The sequence below is a fragment of the Bacteroides sp. genome (assembly GCF_028690125.1).
In the GTDB taxonomy this organism is placed as follows: Bacteria; Bacteroidota; Bacteroidia; order Bacteroidales; family Bacteroidaceae; genus Bacteroides.
The window spans coordinates 1-22,414 of sequence record NZ_JAQVBV010000042.1 but is presented as its reverse complement, the minus strand read 5'-3'; the positions used below and the strand labels follow the sequence as shown (position 1 = coordinate 22,414).

The following is a 22,414-nucleotide window of genomic DNA, read 5'->3' as shown; positions in this document are numbered from 1 at the left end:
AATTACGAAGATAAAGGACACAAAAAAAGGCCATTTGGCCTTTAAAATACTATGGGAAAGCCCCTTGTAGTTGGGCAAAAATACGGTCGCGTACTTCTTTCCCGTACCCGTCACGTATATTCATAAGAGTGTTGTTATAAAGGATACCCCATATTTGCCGGTTATAGATGGCATAGTTCCCGTGTTCTTTCATATCCAGGAAACGAATATAAAGCGGAATATTAGAAGTTGCAATAACACCAGTGCCGGAAAGCTCCATACTATAACGTGGATTCTGTAAAGCCCTCAATAATTCGCCAGATCTTCTTTGTGATAGGTTTTGCCCTGTTTGGGAATAGCTGGCACGACTATATATCCTTTCTAAAGCGATCAAACGTTGTGCTTCAAAAATAGCCCGGAAGTCTCTCTCGATATTTTCCCGTATAAATTCCTGTTTAATTAGATCTTCCTCATTCATTCCGTATCAAATTGAAAAGCTATGCTCCACCCTGCAAAAATCGAATAAAAACTAGCTTCTGGAATTGTCGATAAACTGGATAAATCCAGATTTTTAAATAGATGGCACCCTATGGCTTTATCTTCCAGGATACGTTTTTTTATCTTTTCTGCGATAGGTTGTGTTTCCTTTTGCACCTGATAAGCTTTCTTCCTTTGCGGATCCGTCTTATCCATTATCAGAATAACACAAAGATTCGCTTCCGATATATTATCGATGTCTTTACTTTTCCCTTGTGCATTAGGAATAATGAAAAACAGTACTGGAAGTTCTTCCGGCTTAAGTCCCTGTACTACATTCCCCATATCCGGTTCAAAAGTAGCCGGAATTACTTTTTTTATTTCCGGGATCCGATTCCGAATCCCGTTCCAATAATTTTCATACTCTTGTAAATCTACCATGGCTAAGAAAAATAAAGGTTTGCTTCCCATGTTCTACGCTCTACCAGCCCAGGAAGTACCTTCCCTTTGCTGTGTACCCATTTCATAAACTCTACACGAATACTCGGATCGTTTAGGTTTACTTTTGCTTTACGATACAAAGTGGATGTATTAAATGCTTGGATCCCGATATTAAATGAAAGACTTATCATCGCATCAAATTTGTTCTGACTAATTGAAGGGAAACGAGTATTAAGATTCCTTTCAACATCCGCCAAATCCGAAGCAAGCAAGATTAACGCCTGTTCTTTGTTTATCTGCATACCTTCATACACCCCTTTAGTATGACCGTACCCAATTGTTAGGACTCCACTAGGACACCGATATGCTTTCAACTCCAAGCCTTCAAAAGTTCCTATGGCCTGTTTTGCTGCATCACTTGTTTTCATAATCTACTGTTTTTTATTGTGTAAAGATTCAAAACGACATTTATATAGATATAGTAAGATGTCCCAAAAGGGGGTTTCATTAATCTGTTTTACATTGCCAAAAACGCCAGAAGACGCGATTTCAAAAGAGATCCCTATCCATCCCGTTTTATCATCAATCCTTTTTTCCCCTTGTTCCTGAAATAAAATAGAAAAATTGATTTCCTCGCCATTTATTGGGATAGGAACGGTGCAAATCAACTCCCATACTGCACAAAAGAAAATATAAGAGTGAAAGCATACTAGCGGCGGTATTTCCCCGGCTTTGGAATCTTCGTTCTTATAAAGTATCCTACCAAATTCAGACATTAAATAATCTGCTTGCCCGTTATCCTTATCCCTTCTGGTTACTCCCATTGCCCTAACCAGATTTAGGCATTGTACAAATTGCCCGTATGTAATATCATTAAGCATATCTTCTGGCCCTATCCAGCCTTTATATAATGGTAGCAAATTACGGCCCGTCTTAATATGTGGATCATAAATTACATTATCCCCTTCCTCTTTTATGTCAAAAAAACAATCCATTTTGCCCAGCTGGGCATTTATTTCTCTAACAACTGATTCCCTGCATATTACAAAGTTATACTTCATATTTAAGAGTAAAGAAATAAGCTTGCATTTCATTTCAAAAGGTGAAATATTACCGGTATTCATCATTATCACAAGTTCTAAATATCGATAATATTGTTCCGGCGAAAGTTCTTCCAGATCTTCCGGGATTTTCCTTGTTCTATTATTATACGTAAATTCCTGCATACTAAAACGTTATACCTTTAGATTGTATAGTTGCTTTAGGTAAATATAAATCCGGTTCATCCGGTTCGGCTTCAATAGTAGCGATAAAATCTTGTAATGCTATAAGATCTTTTTCCGCATCATCCCCCAGGCTTTTAGATACTGCTTTCCTGGCTTCGGCTTCGGCCTTAATCTTTTCTTTAACAGTTCCGGCCTGTTGTACCTGAACTACCCCATCTGGAAGAACTTCAACAGGCAAACGTTCAACTGCCTTTTGCATCGTTAGAAGTGCTAAAGGTCTGCACACCGCATCGTTAAAGTCTTCTCCTAGTTCATTCTCTGAAAGTAACTGTTCGTACCGTTTCCGCGTGATGATTGGAATAATATAACGATCCTGCATTTCCCGGATAATCGGCGTAAGAGTTAAGAAAAGACGATGACTTCCAATCATATAATAAATATCGAATTTTTCTTTACTTCTTATTAAAAGCTGATTTATAGCTCTTTTCTTCTCTGACTTCAACCAGAAATCGAAGTTCTCTTTATCTAAATAAGCGATCAAAGCGTCTATCGATTCATAAGCCAGATTAAGGATGTTTGTTTCGTCTTTATATTCCTGTATTGCAGTAAGTCCCTTTTCATGTTCACCTAATCGCTTTTGCCGGCCAGTGTTCCCGTGTTGGGCGTCCAGCGTAGGTATAATCTTGATCCAGGTAAATAAAGCTACGGACTGTTGCATCTTCAGAAGAAGAGTTTTATATTTTTCTTCTGTTTTTGGATCTGGTTCCGTAGAATGATAAAATTCTACTACTTTGTCGTAAACTTCCGGCCCTACGATAGCCGTTAAACGTCTTACACTTAATGGTATGTAAGGTTTCCACTTAGAGAAATCAGTTGCAGCATCAATCATCCCTAGCACTTCAATGAGTTCCGACGTACCATTGTTGTTTTTATCAAAGATTGTTCTCATCACTTCTTATTCTGGTTAAATTCATACTTACTCCATCCTTCAAAGTCTTCGTTAAAGCTATTAACTTCATCGAAAAAGTCCTTATAAAAACAGGATAGTCCGGTATCGATCGTTATTGTAGCCTGTTCACATCTAGGATTTGTATTGATATTTGCTGAACTTTCGATAACAAAATCGAAATGCTCCCCAAAACCGGCCATTACTTTACTATGATTTTTGAATATGCAGATCCGACCATTATTTCTTTTTGCTACATCCTTTAAATAGGAATAAACACCAGAATAACTTCCCTGGAAGATCTCACCCACATAAAAATCAATTCTCCCGATATATCCTTTCTCAATCCAATTTTCAATTTCCTTTGCATCAGTGATAGCCATACACCAGGTAGAAATCAGACAATATTCGATCTTCTGCTGTTTGACTATGGCCCGTAAATAAGTTAAGCTATCCACATCCCCAAAGCTGATACAATGATAGGAGCATCCCGGTTCAAAATGCCAGGGCAATTCCTTTTCTAATGCAAGTTCGCTTTTTACACGTTTATCAAAATGACGACCTTTCATCCTTTTACATTGCACATGTTTACCTGGCTGTTCTGCTGCTTCCGTAGTTTCTTCCGGCCCTGAATCGATATGCAAAGGTAATTCCGATTCTTTGAGTATGTCTGACGCAAAAAGCTTACGCATTTTCTTTTACTCTGCTACTTGGTGAAACGTTCTCTTCTGCATTGACAATACTTCTATAAAGTCCTATTTGCGTCTTACTTCCTGGAAAGTTCGCACGTATGTAGTGCATCAGTGGTTTACAAAGTATCATATCGGGTATGGCCGTTTCGCTGGCATTATAAACCTTTATAGAATAAAGTTTCTCGGATCCGCTAGATAACTTATTTTCCATGATAAGGTTTGATAAAACCGGATCCAGCCCGAAACCAGAAGTTGCCGCGGCGTCCGCCTTATTAGCTATTTTTATCTGGCTCTCGATATAATCTTTTATCTTTTTATCGATAGGCGTGATCGTCCATCCCTCAAAATTATTGGCTTCCGCGTTCCAAAATTTAGTCGTGTGCATATATTTACCGACATTCTGGCGTCCGGTAACACCTGCTGCATATTTCTCCATTGCTTCATCTTTGAAGTCTTCCAGCATTTTAGCGGAATAAGCAATACCTTTACGCTTGCAAATGTCTTTTATTCGTTCTTCCGCTGCATCCCAATATCCCTGCGGACTCTCTATATGCAAGCTTAGGGCCGACGAATTGGCATTATAAGCCGCTAATAGAGGGGCAATCGTCCCTGCTAGTTCTAGCCAAGGGAAAGCACCGAGGAAACGCGGCGTACTAATAAAGTCCTTACAAAAAGAATAGATATTGAAATATCCAACTGATACCGGATATCTAAAGGGATCCGCCGGATTAAAAACCGGATATTTAGCCAATTTAGTAGGATCCGGAAACGGCCAATCACCTACATATACATTTTGCGGGAAGTCGTGGTTATCGTCTGGATACTCAAAACGGCATTTTTTATAAGGTATATGTTCCAATTTTAGAAATTTACCTGCCGCACCAATACGCGGCCCCCGGTTTCTAATAAACTTAGTCCAAAACCCTTGCATGTGGATAAGATCAACTAAGGATCGTAACATAAACTCGCGATGATCCCAGCGCTCTAAATCTTCCTGGATCTTATCATCTAGTATCCATTTCCGATAAAACTTATTATTTCCTTCGTCGATGGCATCTTCAAAAAAACGCGGCCCTTCTCCCCATTGTAGACCCTGTATTTTCCCCATGATACCTTCCCCACCATAGAAATTATCTAGTAAACGCTGTACGTCTCCTGGTAAGTCGTTATTAGCACCCATCGGCACGATATCAATTCCATTAACTCTTATTTTCTTAGTCTGCCAACTATCCGGCCTACTAAAATTAATAGAAGAAGGCGCCCAGCCCTTCCCCATGGCAAAGGAAATTAATTGTCCTTCCCCTGTATCTATAAATCCGAAATTGCCTGTTCTTCTGATTTCCATATTAAACGTAAATTTTGATCCCGTTGAACTCTGTAACAAGTATTTGCCAACAATTTAGCGGTTTGCCTGTTTCTGTATCAGTTAGAAATAATTTATAGCTAGAATTTTCGATCTCTGCATCCGATGTTTTAGGCCGTAATCTAGCATATTTCAACCTAACCGAATCCCCGCCAGATCTCCGCTGACGATCGTACTTTCTAAATGTTATAGAAAAAGTGTCACCATCTGCGGAAATTTGCTTCATCTGCTCGATAGCGGTATATAAGTTTATAGTTTGAATACCCTTCGCCATAACTGTTTTATTTTCGGCCAGTGTGCCCGTAATACATCAAATAAATAATAGGAGAAAACAATAAGGCAGATATATAACAAAGACTTCCATAAACTAGTCGAAGGCTTAATTTCTTTGCTCGTCTTAATATCTTCCTTCTTATCAGTCTTACGATTTACTGCTGTTGAATCGTTTATTACTGATTTTATATTTTTCTCCGTGTCGATCTCCGTATAAACTTCTTTTTCCTGATTAGTGGTGGAACCGGTAAAAGAGATTTCTTTGATTGGTGGTAAACCTGTTTCTTTCGTAACTGGCTTTTCCGTATCAAATTTAATAACGACGCGGTTTTCCTCATCAGTTCTAGTATTACGTTCTGTACTATGTCCCTGCTGCTTATCCTGTTCCTCTCGCGTATCTGTGCGAGTTTTAACGCTGTCTGACAATACCGTTTCATTTGTTTTCCGGTGATCGATTGTTGCGCGACTACAACTAACAAGGAAGACTCCCGATAGTACAATATACAAAGCATATTTTTTCATATAATTAATTGATTGGTATTCTTTGTGTACACGCCTTTCGCCCGCAAAGATTCGGTTTCATTGCTTTAATCTCCCGTTCGTTCTCACTCACCTTTAGCGCCAGTTCCTTGATATTTTCTTTCAACTCCACCCGATCCGTTTTAAGATCCTCAATTATTTGCTGATATACGTTTTGCACAGATAGCATCGCATCAGCTTCGGCCTGTTTCCTAGTATATTTAAGAGTAAAAAGCCAAGTAATACCACCAGTACAAATAGAACTGATTACTGTAGTAATTAATATTTCATTCATATTGCTCTATTTTTAGGCAAATATGAGCTTTTAAGATGTGTAGGTAAAGGACAAAAGAAAGGGCACACCGTTCCCGATGCACCCTATAAATAAAAAGATATATTCTGATTAACTGGCTATTCTTTATGCTTTTCGGAATTTTCCGCAATCGTAGCAATACATAAAGCAAAACCACGTACTAGATACCCTGCAACAAAGATTAAAACGGCTACTGCTATAACCGTTATCCCTGAACTATCAAAATCCATTATCCCGGCAAAAGCCCCTATAATTCCGGCTATTTGTGAGACTATTAAAAATATCTTTGAAGATTTACGCAAAAGATCCACGCCGTTATCTTCTTTTGTGGCAAAATTCGGCTTTAGTGTGTTCATACTACATTATATTATGATTATCTGGTAAATGTAGGGAAAAAGCCACAAATAAAAAAGCTTTATCAATTAGATAAAGCTTTCCCGTCTTAATTTTATTTCATTTTTTACATATTATCCAAGATAAAATCCGCTGGGATCCCGAAATTATCCCGTAGGCGCTTTACCAGGTTTAAATTAAGTGATCGTTTGCCGGATAGTAATTCACTTATACGTGATTCAGAAACGCCTAGTTTTTTTGCAGCTTCCTTTTGTTTTATATTTCCTGCAATCATACGTTCTTTTATAGCGTCAGTGATTATCGTAGAAACTTTCCCCGGCAAAGGATGATAAGCCGCTTCCCATTCTGAAATAGCATCAGTCAAGCGTATAAACTCTTCTTTATCAAATTCTGAAAGCAATTCCAGATCCCCAAGCTTTGTACCTTTTTGGATTAAAGCTTCCATTTTCTTTTTATACTCCCTGTATTGGGAATCATTACTAATTTTCATAATACCCTCCTTTTTAATAATTCTTTGCGTCGATTCTATCATAATCTTTGTGAGTACCTACAAAACGGATAACCATTCTACCAGCGAAAAAAACAACTACTGCAACAATTCGATAATTATTCCCACGGATATTAAATACATAACGGTTATTTCCCACATAATCGGCTGAAATAAAATCATTTTTCAGTTCATTATGATTTTCCCAATTTGCGGCCTCTATCTTTTCTACCCATTTTTCGATAGCATTACTAGCGTCCGCATGTTTTTTAATAAACTCTTCCAGCTTTTCAGAATCGATTATTTTCATAACTTCTTTTTATTTGAAACAAAGATACTAAAAAATTCCCAAATATGGAACTTTTCAAGAGATATATTTTTTATTTTTAATCATAATCTTGTAAAAAAGACTTGTTGAAATATGATTTTCGCATGATTTTATGTTTTTTCTTTCTATTTTTCCACTAGAACAACTGAAAATACCCTTTTTGTGGGGCAAATTTTGGTATTTCCCATTACAAAGCACTGGAAAACATACTAATAAGCATATCCGCCAGTGAATTATTTTTTTCAATCACACACCGAAGACCGATCCGCTCAGAAGTCAAAAGGCGATTGCCCCACCTCTTGAAATGTGAAATATGATTAATTCCATTAATATAATTAACACTTTGCACCTTTAGCGCCAAAAAAAGACCGATCTCGGTATAAGATCGGCCTAGTGGGGCAATTGCCTTCATTGCTCTTCCGCATCATCGAATCCAGGTACATATGGGTTGGCGTTGCTAGCCTTTCCCTTGCCCCTAATAGCCCGCCGCCAGAGCTTGCGCATCATTAAGTATTTAAACGCATCAGAGAAGTTTGTAGAAAGCATAGGCAATTTCTTAGGTGCCAGCTTCTCCGACTTCTTTATCTTATAAACTATCTTTTGCTGTCCCTTGTATCGAATCCCGGCTGGTGCCTTCTCAATACTAGACACGGCTTCTTTACAATTAACTGCATCAATTAAAAGAATTGGCAATGCTCTATTTTCCCCCTTCATTAGCTCTAACATAAAGTCGTATTCTTCATCCTGCCGGATATTAGCTTGTTTGCGGCTCATAAGATTAACGATCCAGCCTGTCCGGTTACCTTCCCCGTCTATCTCGATGGCCTCTTTTAATTTGCGCGCATAGTCTTCCTTCTGCTTTTCAAAATTATTTCCGGCACGATCATAATACAAATTTAATTCCTTTTCCTCGTGATTCAGGAAAAATCCTAGAAATTGATCTGCTAGTTCTCTAAACCAATTAGGCGGTAATTCAAAAAAGTTCTTATGTAATCGGTAATATGCACCGTCTTCCTGCCCTATGATTAAAGATAGCTGATTACCAAAATCGACTCCTGCATCTATCGGGTTATCATGGTGTAAAAAGCGCAGATCCCTAGAATTTACTGCTGGTTCCCCATGGTACACACCATCAGTATATTTGTGCTTTTCAGAAAAAGCCACATAAAAACGGATATCTCGGCGAAGCCCAGGGCGCATGCCTACCACCGATTTTTTAAATTCGTGTAATTCAAGTGTTCCGTTAAAAAGTTGCTTTATATACCCAATTGTTAGAATATCAATGTTCGTAAAGCTAGAAGCATTAATAAAATAACTTTCCCCCTTCCTCATCTTAAGTAAGGCAGCTTCATAATAGATTATCTTTTTTTTAATCCGTCTTAGTTTATCAGGAGAAGGAGATTCTTTATTTTCTTCCCGTACTAGCTTAATACGTAGTTCATTTAGTTCCCCTGCCGCTTGGACTATTTTTAAAATACGTTCTGGCTTCATCAGCTTTACATAACGAAAATACCAGTCATATTCTCCCTCCAAAACATCCGGCATGTCCGTAGTAATGGTTACTCCTAAAAAGTAATGGCTATGCCCGTAACGGATAGCATCACCACGTAAAATCGGCATAGCTCTATTAACCTTCTTATCTTGATCGTATTTAGCTTCGTCAAAGAATAAATGAACTACCGACTTACCAGCCAACAAAGACGGGTGATCCAAGGATCCTAAAAAGATTATAGATCCATTCCAAAATGAAATAGTATTTTTATAATCATCTACTATTATACTGCACCTTCTTCGCCAAGATTCAGGCGGGCGTTTGTTAGAAATGTAGTGTACACCTTCATAAAGTCCCATTAACTCCCAGCCTTTTTTTACCGCAGGCATAATATTATCTGTTAAATTAGTGTACGTATTAGCTGCAAAAGCAAGCGCCGCACCTGGCATATCATAAACACAATCGGCAGAGCGTCTAGCCTGTATTACAGTACTTTTAGCCATTCCACGACCGGCACTTGTAATTAGATTAGTAGTATCTATCCAGTCCGTCAGTACCTTTATAATATGTGAATATCGTACTTCAACATCATCGGTATTAATCCTCTGTATCGTCTTCTCTGAACTCTTCGGCATCTTCGATCATTCGTTTTTTAAGATTAAATTTCTTTATCTGTGCATCTTCTTTTAGCCTATCCCGTACAATCATTGGTATATCTGGGATTTCATCGATAAACTCTTCCAGCTCTTTTCGATCCGTTTCTGGTACACCTAGATCAGATCGTTTTGTCGTATAAATGACTATCTGTTTTTTATTTAGAAGTTCTTCCGGGATCTCTGTTTCAGTCGAAGCAAAGCGTAGTCTTAATTTAGCGGCACGTTCCAGAATACGCGAAGCTTCTTCACCTTTCCCCATCAGGAACATAGAATCTGCCCACTTTTCCAATTTCTCGGCGTATAGGTTTGCAAATGCTTCCGGCCTTATATTTTCCTGTGCGTAGAAGAAATTTATAGAATCAGAATAAACTTGCCGGGCCATCCAGTCAGACAAACCGTAAATTTCTGACTTAAGTAACTTGATGATACCGGCTTTTGTTATTACCTTACCGTTATACCTCATTCTAGCTCTTAGACCTCTAACCATTTCCATAAGATCGTAATAAGCGCGTTCCTCTGGTGGTAAAGTATCTAAATCACCAGTAGATAAAATCTGTGTGATTTGGTTTATATCTATATTCTCAATATCTAACCGCGTTGGCTTAGTTACATTCATCTTCATCGATTTGCTCTACAATTATTTCAAACGTTCGTCTCCTATTCACCTTCTCGAGTTGTTGAATAGCAATTATATTCCCCCCTTCGGCCTGCTTATGGAGTTCCATTTCCGGGTTAGCCCTAGAAACTAATATTCCTTCTCGGATTATCCCGTTAATCGTTGTACCCTCTATGTAGGCATCCTTTACAAAAGAATCAATATCTACGCCTAAATAAATTGCGATCTCTTTAGGACTATATCCTAGAGCTGCCATGCGTTGTATATCTTCCTTCTGCTCGGTATCGAAAAAGAAAGAGTCTGCCGGTAAGTTATTCATTATTCAAAATATTAAGACGTTCATAATCAGACTGAATTTCAGCACCTATTTTTTGACTCTAAATTCCAATTTCAGAACGATCGCATGGGTGAGAAAAGCGGGTTTTCATAGCTCGCCATGTATCCCGCTTTATTTTAAGTCTACAAAGATGGAAACCTAGTTTTTTTTTCTACCCTCGATTTCTTTTTCCAGGATATCTTTTTTGTTAGTCCATTTTTCGATTTTCGCTTGGGCCTTTGCTTTTTTTTCTTCGTTGTCGGATTTTTCAAGGTCACTTTTCCCCTTGGACATGTTCGACTTTGCATTATTCAATTGCTTCACCAGATCGAGATCCGGCAGCGCTGAAATTTCATTTCTTTCAGCTAGTTCCTGCATAATTTTTGCTTTCCCTAATATCTTATGATTTTCCCGGTAATATTCCAGTTCTTCCCACATTTCCCGGTTATCCAGATAGTTTTCTACTGCAGTCTTAGCCCATCTGAACGTTTCCTCGCTTGCAACATCATCCGGTGTATTGGCTAACATCTCGTGACTTTCCCGGTATAGGTCATAAGCTGAAAACATATCTGACACCAATATTTTAAACTCATTCGGGCAATCCTTTTCATTTAAGAAGGGAAATTCTTCCCGGAAACGAATTGTTTTACGTACAGTTTCAGGGACTTCACAATACTTTGATTTTGCTTCTTCCAGTTCATCTTCCAGTTCGTCTACTTTATCTTGGTTTTCGTCTGCTGATAACACTTTCTCAATAAATTCATCGCTAACAAGTTCATCAACAGTAACACCGAAACGGTCAGCCAATGCGATAAGTGAATCATCTACATACGTCTTTGGCAAAACGGGTTTTACGGTTTCTGGTATCGGTTCCGGCTTTTTGTATGCAGTTCTGCGCATTGAAGAAAAATCCATTTCAGATAATCCGGCCATCTTACGTAATTCTTCGAAAAGCGCTCCTTTAGTCATTTCACATTCCCCAATCTGCCGAAATTTAGCTTTCAACATGCGGTTTACTCCGAATATTTCATAAAGTGCCACACCTTCCGCGAAGTTCCTAGGCCCTTGTAAATAGGAAATAATTTGTTCTTTCATTTGATTAATTTATTTAGTGAGATACAAAGATTGAAAAAGGCAATTGCCAGGCAAAGGACTAAAAAAGCCCCGAACATCACTGCCCAGGGCTTACAAGTAGTTACAACTAAAAAATTAAGCCTCGTATCTTGATTGCTCAATAAATTTCATTTCCCCACCTCCAGTATCAAAAGCCTTAAACGAGATCTGGCTTCCAGGTGACGCAGTGAACACCTTACCAGCTTGCAATAAAAAGACAGACGAAACACTGGTTTCGACTGTTGGTGCAACTCCAGCCGTAACACCAATCAACGTTAAGACATCACCATGTTTAGCACCTGTAACAGTTGCTATTTTCGCAGCTCCGGCACTTAGCTGATATTGCCCTGTACCTTTGAAGGTGATTTCTGTTGCAGCCTCCGGAACTACTGCTAGGGGTTCTTCATGTGGGATCGTGCCTTCATAAATTCCGATATCATCACCTTTACTAATTTGAGTAAAGGTAAATTCAGATGAATTGGCATCCTTATTACCGGTATAGTTCACAGCCATTTCAATAGGATTGCAAGGAGAACCGATAATATCTGCCGGTTCCCCGTTACAATACTGCAAGATAGCAATGCAATGACGACCTAACCAGTTCGTCTTAAATTCGCGGACTTCTCTCTTATTTCCCGGATGTTTGCCTTTAACAGAAGGTGTAAATCCTTTCGCATCTGTTTCCCCTTCACCATTAGAAGCCAGTTCAACCGTACCAGGAGTCATATAGAGATCAACAGAATATGCAGATGGTTTCGGTACGATATCACCAACAAGCACAACACCGGCACCGTCACGAGCTGGGAAAGAAACGAGATCATCCACATCGATCAGCGTAAGAACGTCTTTGGGCGTTATTCCTTTACCGGGATTTCCTACCGGTCTAGGTACGGATGTTTTTACGTAAGTAGTCATATACTTATTTTTTAAAAGATTAATAATAGATAGAGGGAATATTTTCCCTCTATCAATAACTATCAGCCACGTGCAACTTCGTAGAACTTGCTATCGTCCGCTTTTACCAGCTTGATAAACTTACCAGTACTTAATGTTACGGCTTCTGTCAAAACAAAAATTCCTCCGGCATCGATTGTACTAGCATTTTCTTTACCTCTTCCGTAGATTGTGTATGTTTTCCCGGTGATTGCATCTGCAAAGCTTGTGATTGCCGTAGCTTTCGTATTTTCGCCTGTTACGAAAACAGATCCACCTTGCAAAGAAGGCGTTGTTTCATCAGGGGCAAACTGAAGGGCATCAGTAGCACCAGTTTCACGGCCAATCTCAATAAATTTTCCGTCATCACGCTTCATTAAACGGATCATATCACCCTTTTTAGGATTCCAAGCTTCCGCAAGAAGAGAAAAATTACCGGACTTATCAATCTTAACGCCTTTATTCGTATTGCCACATTTCAGTGTAACAACCTTCCCGACTTCTGCATCTTCAATATCGGTAATTGCCAATAAATTCATATTAGCAACTGTTACGATTGACGTATGATATTTTGCGGATGGCTGTGCGTCCTTTTCGGATTCTACAAAATAAGATGCCGGGCGATCGTAATCATTACAGAAGATCATCTGGCGCGTATAGTCCATATCCTCTTTCTTTGTATACTTAAATCCAACAGCATAAGCCCAAATAGATTCTTTCCAGTTGCTCCATACTTTCAAAGTCCAATCTTGCTGTTCGATATTGAATTTCGTCATCTCTCCGGGCACGTGTTCAAACGTATGGATATTGCCAGTCATAGTCCAGATGATACGATGATGATTGTCCGCATTAGGAACGGGAATCAATTTAACAGAAGGATATTCCTTCACATACATCATACCAGCCTTGTAGTCCTGATTAGTACCGTAGTGCAATTCATTGTACTTGTGATACCAAACAATCATGTGAGACGGTATATAGAGAGATAAAGAGCCCGAATCACGCAGAACAGCCGGGATCATAGATGTCCCTAGGAACAGCTTTTCCCCTATATTCTCCGGTGTCAAGGTACCCAGTTCAAATGGTTTAATCTGGTATACAAGTCTTCCGTTATTGATATCAATATGCCCGTTCACTTTCTTGTTGATAAACTCATAGATTCCATCAGCGGCACCCATGGCACGACCCGGCTTATTCAGATCCGGTTCTTTACGCACACCATTAACACGGCGTTGTTCACGTTCGTTATGCAGCTTCTTCGCTGTCTCTGCGAGAATATATTCAATGAAAGACCACTTAATAACCTGGGATCCTTCCTTGTTGTAACTTCCGATCCAAGATTTTTCCAGCGCTTTTAAATCTTTGAACTTATGAGCAAACATAACACTAAACATACGCAGCGTTTCATTGTCAAACTCATAATTTCCCTTAGTGACATTATCGAAGTCACTAGCGGTATTATCTGCTTGTGAAAACTCACCTAACCATATATTAGTTAATACTACTAGATCTTGATAACCACTCTCCAAAGGGAAAACACTCTCGATAGATGGCAAAACCATCAAGAAAGATTGCAAACGATCCTGCCACGGCACACGATAAAAAGCCCCCAAATCCTCTTTCAATCTGGAATAGTCAATAGAACTTGCGGTAGGCACTTGAGTTGCAATACCCTTACGATAAAGCATTTCAGCACGCAAACGTTGGTTATATGCTCTATCCATACCGAACATCTCACCGGTAAGACCGCCCAACTGTTTTTCATCATCCCAATTCAAAACAATATCTTTAGCATCCGGTTTTATAGTAGCGTGTTGCGCCCCAGCACCTTTGTCCTGTTCTGCCATGTCAGAAAGCGTTTTAATTTTTTGGTTAAGACCGGTAATCTCTGTTCTCTTAGCTGTTACTTCCGTAGAAAGTTGCCCCTTTTCTTTAGTTAGAGTTTCGATTTCTACCTGGGCGGTAGCCAATTTTGCTGTAATGTCAGCCAGCAAACCTTTTATTACTGCATTGGAAGCACTATCTTCCGGGATAACAGTTCCATTTTCCGTACTTCCTTGCGGTTTATCATCCGGGAAGTCATTACTTAACGCTTCACAAAAACCAGTGAGAAAAGTTTCATTAAAGCCCATGTTTTTAAGCTTTTCTTTCTCTTCTGCCAGTAAAGCGTTTTTTTTGTCCGCGTCCTTATTCCAGTCCTTAATCCCCAGAATAGCCATTACAGCCGGAACGAATTGTGAAAAACGATTTTTCATAAAACAAATTGATTAAAAAGTGAATATTAAATTATCTCATTAGCCCTTTTTAGTGTCGCTTGTGATAATACCCATACGATAGCATCTTCCAACGTACCATAAGCATCTACATAACCATTTGCCAGGGCTACATCAGCAAAATAGGTTTGCCCGCGAAAAAGAGGATCATTTCGATCGTATTTTATAGCGAGATTCCGGGCAACTGCCTGCGCAAAAAGATTGTGATAAAAAGAAAGTTTCTCTTTAATAAGGCTATCATCCTGCTTTTCTTCCATATCACGAATCATTTTATTTTTCAGATCCGCACTATCAGGATAAATATCCTTAAGCTCAACGCCTAGTTCTGCATAATACTTTTTAAAGCTTTGGTAAGTGTAGATAATACCGCAGGATCCTATTTCATCCATTGGGGAAGAAACAAATTTTCGTCCACATGCAGATACAAACCAGAAATGCGCAGAAGCACAAACACCAGTAATATATGCTGCTATTGGTTTAGAAGATTCCCGGATCATTCTCTCCAAAAGATCTACACGGGTAATCATTCCACCAGGGCCATTTACAAATAAGACAATACCGGCTATCTTCGGATTTGCTAGGGCTTTCGCAATAAATTGTTCTAAGCGGTAAGTTTCCCAAGAATATAAAACGCCATCACAGGTAAGTATAACGACTGAATTTTCCGGTAACGAAGCATCCTCCAGTTCCCATCGATCCGCCACATAAGGCATAGCAGCATAAGCCGTAACCTTATTTTGCGAAAGATGCTGTTCAATAGCTGCTAAGTTACCGTTATTTATAGAAGGTAAGATAAGTGATAAAAGGTGGTGATAATCCTTTGCCTCGATCGCCCATTTCTCATTAAAAATCTGCTGAATTTTATCCACGGTTTCTTTTTTCTGCAAAAGAAACCGTTTAAAAGCGGGCTAGAAAGGACTATAAAAGGCTTCTGAATGTGACATTATCCCGGTTAGTTTACATTGATATTGCCCGGCTACCTTTGCATAAGTAAACGCCAATGGTGTTTGTTGTGTTCCAGATACAATTTCGTACCCGGCTTCATTGGTATAAATGGCGATTAACTCTTGTTTGCTCAATGCAGCCAGCAAGTGTTCATTAGCTATATCGATCAGGGCAACATTAAACGTATGCCCTACATTATATATAAGGCCACCTTCCGCTTCTTCCGGTTGGATGTCAGGTGTAAATGATCCTGGCACGATTGGAATTTCATAATCTCCATTTTGGAAGGAAAAAAAAGCACGTGACATAATTAGGGCAAAACGATTAATTTTGTCTATCGGTATCAGTCGAAGCGAATTAGCTGCTGAATAAGGTGTTTTCTTTGTTTTCATACTATATAACTATTTGATATTCAATCACTCCGCATTTTTCCGGCACTTTTTCGGCAAGATTCCCGCAAAAAAAGGACATTAAGATACACTTCGTAGGTGAAAAAAACTTCTACTTTTTCTTGTATGGACGCTTTTTACTTGAACGTCTTATATTGTCTCTCCACCGCTGGTAATCTTTCTGCAATGCTTCTTCGGTTATTGATTCAATACAATATTTCTTCATAAAGTAGTGTACAGACTGGATCTGATCGATTCCGAATTTGTGTTTATTTTCATCTATCAAATCGTGAAGCTCTGCACGCATCATTAGTTTTATTTTCTTATTAAGTATCTTTTGACTGCGTATTCCTAGATAATTGAAACGTTCTGGAGATTTCCCTCCGGCTAGATCCCCTTCCCTACGATCCGGCAATATTATTTCTAAATTACCCTGATCCCTAGAACTGTTTATCGGTCGCTTTTCTAGCAAATCATAAATAAGATGATAGATATCCAAATTATCGGGGAACTTCACTGGTGCCCCGTCTGGATCTGCGGAAAATTTAGACCAGCAATATTCCGTCAAATGTGCTTCGATTGTTATTTTCGTTGTTATCATAATTTGAATTTTACTACAAAAATACAAATAAAATACTGATTAACAGAATTATGTATACAATAAATTAAACTATTGATTCTACTGCAAAGAACATAAATATATTTACAACAAAGAATAAGCGATAAATTTACCGCTTACTAAGCATACTCTTCAATCGTCTGTTTTTTCAAATTTCGCTCTAAATCTTTGTAATTTTGTAACCTGTAACTTTCTTATCCTAACTCACTATATATCAATATTTTATTTTAGCTACAAAACCATGATACAAAAAAATAAGAGAAAAAACAGTTTGTAACCAAGCTATTTCCCACCGTCACAAAATGCAAGGTTACAAACATTGTTTTTTTGTAACCAAGTTTGTAACCAAGTTTGAAACCAAGTTTGAAACCAATTATCTTTCTTATTATTAGACACTTATCTTCTTTTTCAAACATAGGATACAGAGTTACAAAATTTTAGTAGTAAAAAGAGAAGGGGTAAGGGGAAACCGGAAGATAGGTCGCCCGGCGCCGGGCGCTTTTCAAGTAAAAAGGTCAGACACTTCTGTATCTGACCTTTTTACTTTGTACCTTTCGTTGCAGTCCTGGACGCAATGTAGGCATATAATTAGCTGTTTCGCAACCTTTCGTAATACTCTTCTTTCCATTTTTTTTCGATCTCCATCATACGTTTACGCCTTATCTTTGTAAAATCATCGTTAAACTCATACTCAAAATGCCCACACCATATAAACAAACATGCTACCTTAATAAACCATTCCAGTTTTTGTTCATCCTGGCATTTTGTAGCGAAATTGAAGATAGTCCCTTCTTCCATCACTTCCAAAAAGTCGTATACCGGCTTAGCAAATTCATAGAACCCCGGCACCTGCATCAGATCCCTAAATTCCTGGTAGCTTTTTAGTTTATATTTAGAAAGGCACATTCCCAGAATCAGTTTTTGTATCGGTAAAACCTTTAATCACTGTTTGTGCAGGCGTCCGGTTTGCTTCACTCTCCCCCATCTCCATATCATTAATTCCAGTGGCGCTAACAGTCTGAATATAGATCATATCACAGGATTTACCATCTATCTTTCTGGTGATACGCCCAGAACTATTTCGCATAACTTCTGGATTAAGACATTTCACATAAGGCGTGAGATTCGCAAATCCTTTTAGAGCTTTCGTAAAACGCTGCATGGTACATTTACGCATACCAGAAAAGTTTATGAAGTCCTGGAAAGCAGATTGCCTATCGACTAATACATTAACCTTATCCCCATCTTCGGCAAAGTATCCTTTAGCCCAATCTTCAAAACCGGCCCCCATATCAGCTTTATATTTTCGACGCATGATGTTATCCATTGGGGGCAGTATCTTAACTGAATCATCAATCAATGAAAGATAGAACTTGCAACATTGCAACATGAAGTTAATATCCTGGTTCCATTCTTCCTCGTTATAGTCTGTTAGTAAATTCTTACCGAAATCATCCCGAATAGATCTTGTTTCCAAATAGTCATTATCCGGTGTACGTTGGTGATAATAGTCTGAAAATACCATATAAAGCAACCTTCCTTCTGTTGATGGATCAAAATCCACCGGCACAAAGTTTGTTGTAAATCCAATTTTCGGACTATCCTTATAAGGTATGTTGAATGATTGATTGTTCTTCGGGTTTACGGTCATGTCAGACGAAATAACGTCGTAAAACAAACCGGTAGAAGTATATCTGTCGCAATCATCTATTAATAAAAAGTCGGTATGTTGGGTGATCTGATCGAACACGTGGGGATTATCCATCAATTTAGGATTACGACCGGACAACTTAACAGTCTTCATAAAGTGATCGAAAGTTTTAAAAAGAAAAGATTTTCCGGATCTTCCGTTACTATCCCCGTCTTCTCCTAGTTTATTATCCATCGCATAAGGTGACCAGGCGCGGGACGGTGATTTATACCGGTGAAGAATATAGCCGATCGCAAAAATCTTATTTATCAAATTCTGTTTTTGCTCCGCTATTTCTGCCGGTTCCAGATTAGGCCCTGCAATATCAAAAATATGTTCTAGTCGATATCGATCCGCTTCCTCATTGTCCAAATGATCCAGGGAATATTCTAACTCTTTCCGCCAGTGTGTTCTACTCGTATTAATTAAGTATCGAAAAATATTACTAGCATGTTCGTGTATGTCGATATCCCAAGCATCCGTCCCATCCGAAAGTTTATTCCTTTTTATTGTAAACATATCCGGTAATACCTTAACATTGTGTGGTATTACATTTTCTTCCCAAACATAGCGGTCTGTAATGCCCATGTTCGCCAATTGGGTTTCTATCTTACCCCCTGTAACTTCCCATACAGCATTAGGGAAGAAAAAATACTGGCTCTTCCTGGTATAACTTGTAAAGTCCAGCGTTATTTCGTCCAGATTCTCCAATGCCCCATCGCTCATACGTGGCGAATTTAGGATCAAATTACGAATGTTCCGATCCAAGTAACGTTCCCTCGCAAATTGGCGAAGGAACGTTCTTATATCCTTCCCCTTTATAGACGAAACGATCCGTCCTACTACGCGCACATATTGAGTATTAGCCGAATTTTCATCCCGTAAGGCATGAAATCCGTTTAGTTTCAAAAAATAATGTAGGCAATCCGCATCTATTTCGTACTGTTTCTTCCCGGTTTTCTCATTTTGCGTTATCTCCCAAAATCGGGCTGGCATAGCCATTTTAAGAAGGTTCCTAAAATCTTCATTCCTCTGCCTTAACTCCATGAAGTCCCGGAAATCTTTTCGTGGTTTTCCTCGCCAATCTTTATAGGTAGTCAGCCAAGAAGGTAGCCAGACCGTTAAGATATCCATGTACTTAAGCGCTAATTCCGTAGCCTTCCTTATACCGGTCGAATCGATATCCGGTATATTATATAGTTTTTCTACATACTTATATATTTCCTTAATCTCTTCCGGGCTTACTTTGTAGGTTTCAGAGTTGAACCACAAAGGAGAATAGCCAAGCGAAGCAACACAAAGCGAATCGCGTTCACCTGAACAAATGAAAGCTTCTTCGAGTTTCTTTTCTTTGTAGGGCTTATCCTCGTTATTTTTAGGATCATTCCTGAATAGGGCTTCTTCCTGTGCATTATATTCCCGGTACAATTTCTTTAGCTCTTCCAGGCCGTTAATAAACTCTTTGGGCTTCACCCCGTCCGGAGTATAGCTAAAACGCCATTGCTTATCCGGGTTCAACGGCTCATATATCTTGTAGAACTTAACAACCTTTTCAGAATCATTACTGGACTGTACAATACATTCACGCATAAATATAGGATAGGTAGGCGTTGTGTATTTAGTGGTAACTTCCCGATTCTTAACATAAGATATAGATTTTGCCACATACCAATTTAACCGATCAACATGTTCCTGTTTTACGCGCGGCCCCATGATTTTAAGTTGATCCGCCGTGAATGTTTTTTCAAGTTCAAAGAAACGGGATCCTTCCTTTTCGTCAGCTTTGGCCGGTCGCTTTCTAATATCCGGCTTATTGACTGATTTATTAAGTTCGTTAGTCACATTATAACGACTTGCCAACTTAAAAATAGCTTCTGAAAAAGATATACCCTCTTCATACATGCAAATATCAATCGGGGACATTGCCGTAGACTGATCTCCAAAGTCCGTCACTTTATAGACTTCATAATCGTTATTTACTTTGAATTTCTTGATACATGCCGAAGCGTCGTCTTCTTCTGGGCGGCGTTTAAATTTCTTTTTGTTATCGACGCATTCTTCGGCCTGTGGATAATAATCTAAGATTATATCTAGTCCATCATGCGTTTTGCTATAAATGTCACTAACTTTAATCATAACTTCTAAAGTTACACGGTTATAAACTTTGTTCTATCCTCTTGGGGTACATGGGCTAACTAGAGCATTTTATATTGTAGGCGAAAAGAAAATGTCTTAATTCTCTTTTCTTGTAATGGAGATCGTTTATCTTCATCAGAAAGGACGCATACACGATCTTTGTCGTTGATAACATAACCTTTCTTTCTCATTTGATACTTTAGGTTTCTCAAACGGCGATCTTCCCTTACAGGTTCTTCCCCCTTACTTTCAGACAAAATATTTTCTCTCATACTTCCTACTCCTTATTACTTGTTATTCTGTTAAATTCAAATTTTGATCTATAAAATAGGGTTTACCAGTCAATACCTTAATAGATATTTGTTTATTTTCAAGCCCAATTATTAGCACGGCATCATTGAATACCGTAGCAAATTCTTCACCTTCTTCTATCTTTGCGTCTTCGCCATATTCTTCTTTGTACTGGCAAATGGCTAAATCAAATGCTTCTTTTAATATATTTATTTTTCTCCTAGGTTTTACGTTAAATAAAAAGTGCCTGAACTTATCCGCCCAGGCACAAAAAAGGCGGTGAGTGTTGAACTTACCGCCTTTATACTGAATTTATTTGGGTAGATTTTCTTTCCCCTTTGTGAGCATTTCTTTCAAATCAATTTTTTTTTCTTTATCTTTCTCTGCAAAATACATATACAAGTCTGATCCGGCAATATATCCGAGGAATACATCTATCGTGTAGTTGGTTACACCTTCCTCAACTGCCTTCACCTGCTCATCACGTATTTTCCCTTTTTGAGCTACTGCATACCTTGACATATTCCGAGATTCTCTAAATTCTTGAAGCCTTTGCCCCAAGACTTCTCTGTAATTTTGTTTATCCATATTATCTAATATTAAAGTATTTCTTTATGTAACTTTGCGACACTCCCGTCTCCTCAGACAAAGCCTTAATTTCAGGATGCTTCGCAAATTTTGACAATGAATATCCCTTCAATTTTTCATCATTACTTTCTCTATATGAAGCGATTAATTCAGGAACCACACTGCAAGCGGCGTCGTTTTCAACTTCTTCAACTACATCTTCAAAAGTATGTATGCCATAAGTACCATCTTTCCAGTCATTTATTATAGTCCGAAAATCAGACATGTTATATCCTTTCTTATCACAGATAGCCTCTAATTGAGCCTCGATAGAAAGAAGCTCATTACATGCAGATTTGACATAAAGATAAATATCACTCGATCCTCTAAGACCGGTGTTAGGTTCGTGATCTGAAACTCTCACCTTTAATCCATTTATTTGATAATACTTACTCATAATCTTTATTGCTTTATTTCTTATAGCACAAAGATACTACAAATATTTGTATTACCAATAAGATTACTACAAATATTTGTATGTTGTATAACATCAAGCGGTAAATCCAATACGTCAAAGATCTATTACCGAGTTTCAGAGGCTCGGTTTACCTCATTACTTTTTAGTTTTGAATATTATTCGATTGAATATAATGCTTGCATACATTCGAAGGGGAAAGATGAATTTAATGCGTCGTATACTTCTTCTGGTATACCGTCTTCACTTTCAAAATTACCTTCGATACTTTCAGAACCAAATGCTGTTGCAACATGCTTCTCTTTATACTCTTTACCGTCAATGATTACAGTACTCTCCCAGCCATCAGGAGTAATTTCGATTTTTATCTTATTCATTTTTAAATTTATTTGAATATTCCTAATTCTTTTCTTAATCTCTTGTTTGCTATACTCACATACTCTGGATTTAATTCAAACCCTACATAGTTTCGGTTCAGCTTTCTTGCAACAATGGCTGTGGTACC

The 22,414-nt window shown here is 38.4% G+C and carries 29 protein-coding genes; all 29 read right to left on the bottom strand.

Annotated features, from left to right (window positions below):
- Window positions 1-49 precede the first annotated feature (49 nt).
- A complete protein-coding gene (locus PHO71_RS20895) occupies window positions 50-457 on the bottom strand; it encodes a hypothetical protein (protein ID WP_007209560.1) in 408 nt (135 codons plus the stop codon).
- Complete coding sequence (locus tag PHO71_RS20890; RefSeq protein ID WP_007209559.1) at window positions 454-897, bottom strand: hypothetical protein; 444 nt, start codon at window positions 895-897, stop codon at window positions 454-456. The genes PHO71_RS20895 and PHO71_RS20890 overlap by 4 nt, the downstream gene beginning before the upstream one ends.
- Before the next feature lie 2 nt (window positions 898-899).
- Window positions 900-1,325 carry a lysozyme gene (locus PHO71_RS20885; RefSeq protein WP_300207078.1) on the bottom strand — a complete coding sequence of 142 codons (426 nt, stop codon included), beginning with the start codon at window positions 1,323-1,325 and terminating at the stop codon, window positions 900-902.
- 3 nt (window positions 1,326-1,328) lie between these two features.
- Window positions 1,329-2,024 (bottom strand): hypothetical protein, encoded by a 696-nt coding sequence (locus PHO71_RS20880; protein ID WP_300207076.1) that lies wholly within the window; start codon window positions 2,022-2,024, stop codon window positions 1,329-1,331.
- A 100-nt stretch (window positions 2,025-2,124) separates the two neighbouring features.
- A complete protein-coding gene (locus tag PHO71_RS20875) occupies window positions 2,125-3,072 on the bottom strand; it encodes a DUF6712 family protein (RefSeq protein WP_300207073.1) in 948 nt (315 codons plus the stop codon).
- Window positions 3,072-3,761, bottom strand: a complete 690-nt coding sequence (locus PHO71_RS20870) for a hypothetical protein (protein WP_300207070.1) — start codon at window positions 3,759-3,761, stop codon at window positions 3,072-3,074. The genes PHO71_RS20875 and PHO71_RS20870 overlap by 1 nt, the downstream gene beginning before the upstream one ends.
- Window positions 3,754-5,106 carry a hypothetical protein gene (locus tag PHO71_RS20865; protein ID WP_109116132.1) on the bottom strand — a complete coding sequence of 451 codons (1,353 nt, stop codon included), beginning with the start codon at window positions 5,104-5,106 and terminating at the stop codon, window positions 3,754-3,756. The genes PHO71_RS20870 and PHO71_RS20865 overlap by 8 nt, the downstream gene beginning before the upstream one ends.
- 1 nt (window position 5,107) lies before the next feature.
- Complete coding sequence (locus PHO71_RS26270) at window positions 5,108-5,398, bottom strand: hypothetical protein (RefSeq protein WP_002562733.1); 291 nt, start codon at window positions 5,396-5,398, stop codon at window positions 5,108-5,110.
- The gene (locus PHO71_RS20860; RefSeq protein WP_300207068.1) at window positions 5,374-5,919 is read right to left on the bottom strand and encodes a hypothetical protein; all 546 of its coding nucleotides are present in this window, start codon (window positions 5,917-5,919) and stop codon (window positions 5,374-5,376) included. The genes PHO71_RS26270 and PHO71_RS20860 overlap by 25 nt, the downstream gene beginning before the upstream one ends.
- A gap of 4 nt (window positions 5,920-5,923) precedes the next feature.
- Entirely contained in the window at window positions 5,924-6,211 is a 288-nt protein-coding gene (locus PHO71_RS20855; RefSeq protein WP_002562735.1) for a hypothetical protein, read from the bottom strand.
- Between the two features lie 116 nt (window positions 6,212-6,327).
- Window positions 6,328-6,585, bottom strand: coding sequence for a hypothetical protein (locus PHO71_RS20850; RefSeq protein ID WP_300207065.1), 258 nt, complete (start codon window positions 6,583-6,585; stop codon window positions 6,328-6,330).
- Between the two features lie 104 nt (window positions 6,586-6,689).
- Entirely contained in the window at window positions 6,690-7,073 is a 384-nt protein-coding gene (locus PHO71_RS20845; protein ID WP_300207063.1) for a helix-turn-helix domain-containing protein, read from the bottom strand.
- A gap of 13 nt (window positions 7,074-7,086) precedes the next feature.
- Window positions 7,087-7,380 (bottom strand): type II toxin-antitoxin system HigB family toxin, encoded by a 294-nt coding sequence (locus tag PHO71_RS20840; protein ID WP_300207062.1) that lies wholly within the window; start codon window positions 7,378-7,380, stop codon window positions 7,087-7,089.
- Between the two features lie 426 nt (window positions 7,381-7,806).
- Window positions 7,807-9,525, bottom strand: a complete 1,719-nt coding sequence (locus tag PHO71_RS20835; RefSeq protein WP_300207060.1) for a hypothetical protein — start codon at window positions 9,523-9,525, stop codon at window positions 7,807-7,809.
- Window positions 9,488-10,168 (bottom strand): hypothetical protein, encoded by a 681-nt coding sequence (locus PHO71_RS20830; RefSeq protein WP_367279919.1) that lies wholly within the window; start codon window positions 10,166-10,168, stop codon window positions 9,488-9,490. Before PHO71_RS20830 ends, PHO71_RS20835 begins: the two co-directional genes overlap by 38 nt.
- Complete coding sequence (locus tag PHO71_RS20825; RefSeq protein ID WP_300207057.1) at window positions 10,149-10,481, bottom strand: helix-turn-helix domain containing protein; 333 nt, start codon at window positions 10,479-10,481, stop codon at window positions 10,149-10,151. The genes PHO71_RS20830 and PHO71_RS20825 overlap by 20 nt, the downstream gene beginning before the upstream one ends.
- A 156-nt stretch (window positions 10,482-10,637) precedes the next feature.
- Window positions 10,638-11,573 carry a hypothetical protein gene (locus PHO71_RS20820; RefSeq protein WP_300207055.1) on the bottom strand — a complete coding sequence of 312 codons (936 nt, stop codon included), beginning with the start codon at window positions 11,571-11,573 and terminating at the stop codon, window positions 10,638-10,640.
- A 114-nt stretch (window positions 11,574-11,687) separates the two neighbouring features.
- Window positions 11,688-12,506, bottom strand: coding sequence for a hypothetical protein (locus PHO71_RS20815; RefSeq protein WP_300207054.1), 819 nt, complete (start codon window positions 12,504-12,506; stop codon window positions 11,688-11,690).
- A gap of 62 nt (window positions 12,507-12,568) precedes the next feature.
- Window positions 12,569-14,779: a hypothetical protein gene (locus PHO71_RS20810; RefSeq protein WP_300207053.1), complete on the bottom strand. Its 2,211-nt coding sequence runs from the start codon at window positions 14,777-14,779 to the stop codon at window positions 12,569-12,571.
- A gap of 26 nt (window positions 14,780-14,805) precedes the next feature.
- Complete coding sequence (locus PHO71_RS20805; RefSeq protein WP_109116141.1) at window positions 14,806-15,666, bottom strand: S49 family peptidase; 861 nt, start codon at window positions 15,664-15,666, stop codon at window positions 14,806-14,808.
- A gap of 39 nt (window positions 15,667-15,705) precedes the next feature.
- A complete protein-coding gene (locus PHO71_RS20800) occupies window positions 15,706-16,134 on the bottom strand; it encodes a hypothetical protein (RefSeq protein WP_300207051.1) in 429 nt (142 codons plus the stop codon).
- 109 nt (window positions 16,135-16,243) lie between these two features.
- Window positions 16,244-16,732, bottom strand: a complete 489-nt coding sequence (locus PHO71_RS20795; protein ID WP_300207049.1) for a hypothetical protein — start codon at window positions 16,730-16,732, stop codon at window positions 16,244-16,246.
- 606 nt (window positions 16,733-17,338) lie between these two features.
- Entirely contained in the window at window positions 17,339-17,656 is a 318-nt protein-coding gene (locus PHO71_RS20790) for a hypothetical protein (RefSeq protein WP_300207048.1), read from the bottom strand.
- On the bottom strand, window positions 17,643-20,576 hold the full coding sequence (locus PHO71_RS20785) for a hypothetical protein (protein WP_300207046.1): 2,934 nt from the start codon (window positions 20,574-20,576) through the stop codon (window positions 17,643-17,645). Before PHO71_RS20785 ends, PHO71_RS20790 begins: the two co-directional genes overlap by 14 nt.
- Before the next feature lie 59 nt (window positions 20,577-20,635).
- Entirely contained in the window at window positions 20,636-20,848 is a 213-nt protein-coding gene (locus PHO71_RS20780) for a hypothetical protein (protein ID WP_300207044.1), read from the bottom strand.
- Between the two features lie 331 nt (window positions 20,849-21,179).
- Window positions 21,180-21,455, bottom strand: coding sequence for a hypothetical protein (locus PHO71_RS20775; protein ID WP_300207042.1), 276 nt, complete (start codon window positions 21,453-21,455; stop codon window positions 21,180-21,182).
- Between the two features lies 1 nt (window position 21,456).
- Complete coding sequence (locus PHO71_RS20770) at window positions 21,457-21,891, bottom strand: hypothetical protein (RefSeq protein ID WP_300207041.1); 435 nt, start codon at window positions 21,889-21,891, stop codon at window positions 21,457-21,459.
- A gap of 176 nt (window positions 21,892-22,067) precedes the next feature.
- A complete protein-coding gene (locus tag PHO71_RS20765) occupies window positions 22,068-22,286 on the bottom strand; it encodes a hypothetical protein (RefSeq protein WP_122138700.1) in 219 nt (72 codons plus the stop codon).
- Between the two features lie 8 nt (window positions 22,287-22,294).
- Window positions 22,295-22,402, bottom strand: a complete 108-nt coding sequence (locus tag PHO71_RS20760; protein WP_300207118.1) for a hypothetical protein — start codon at window positions 22,400-22,402, stop codon at window positions 22,295-22,297.
- Window positions 22,403-22,414: the final 12 nt, after the last annotated feature.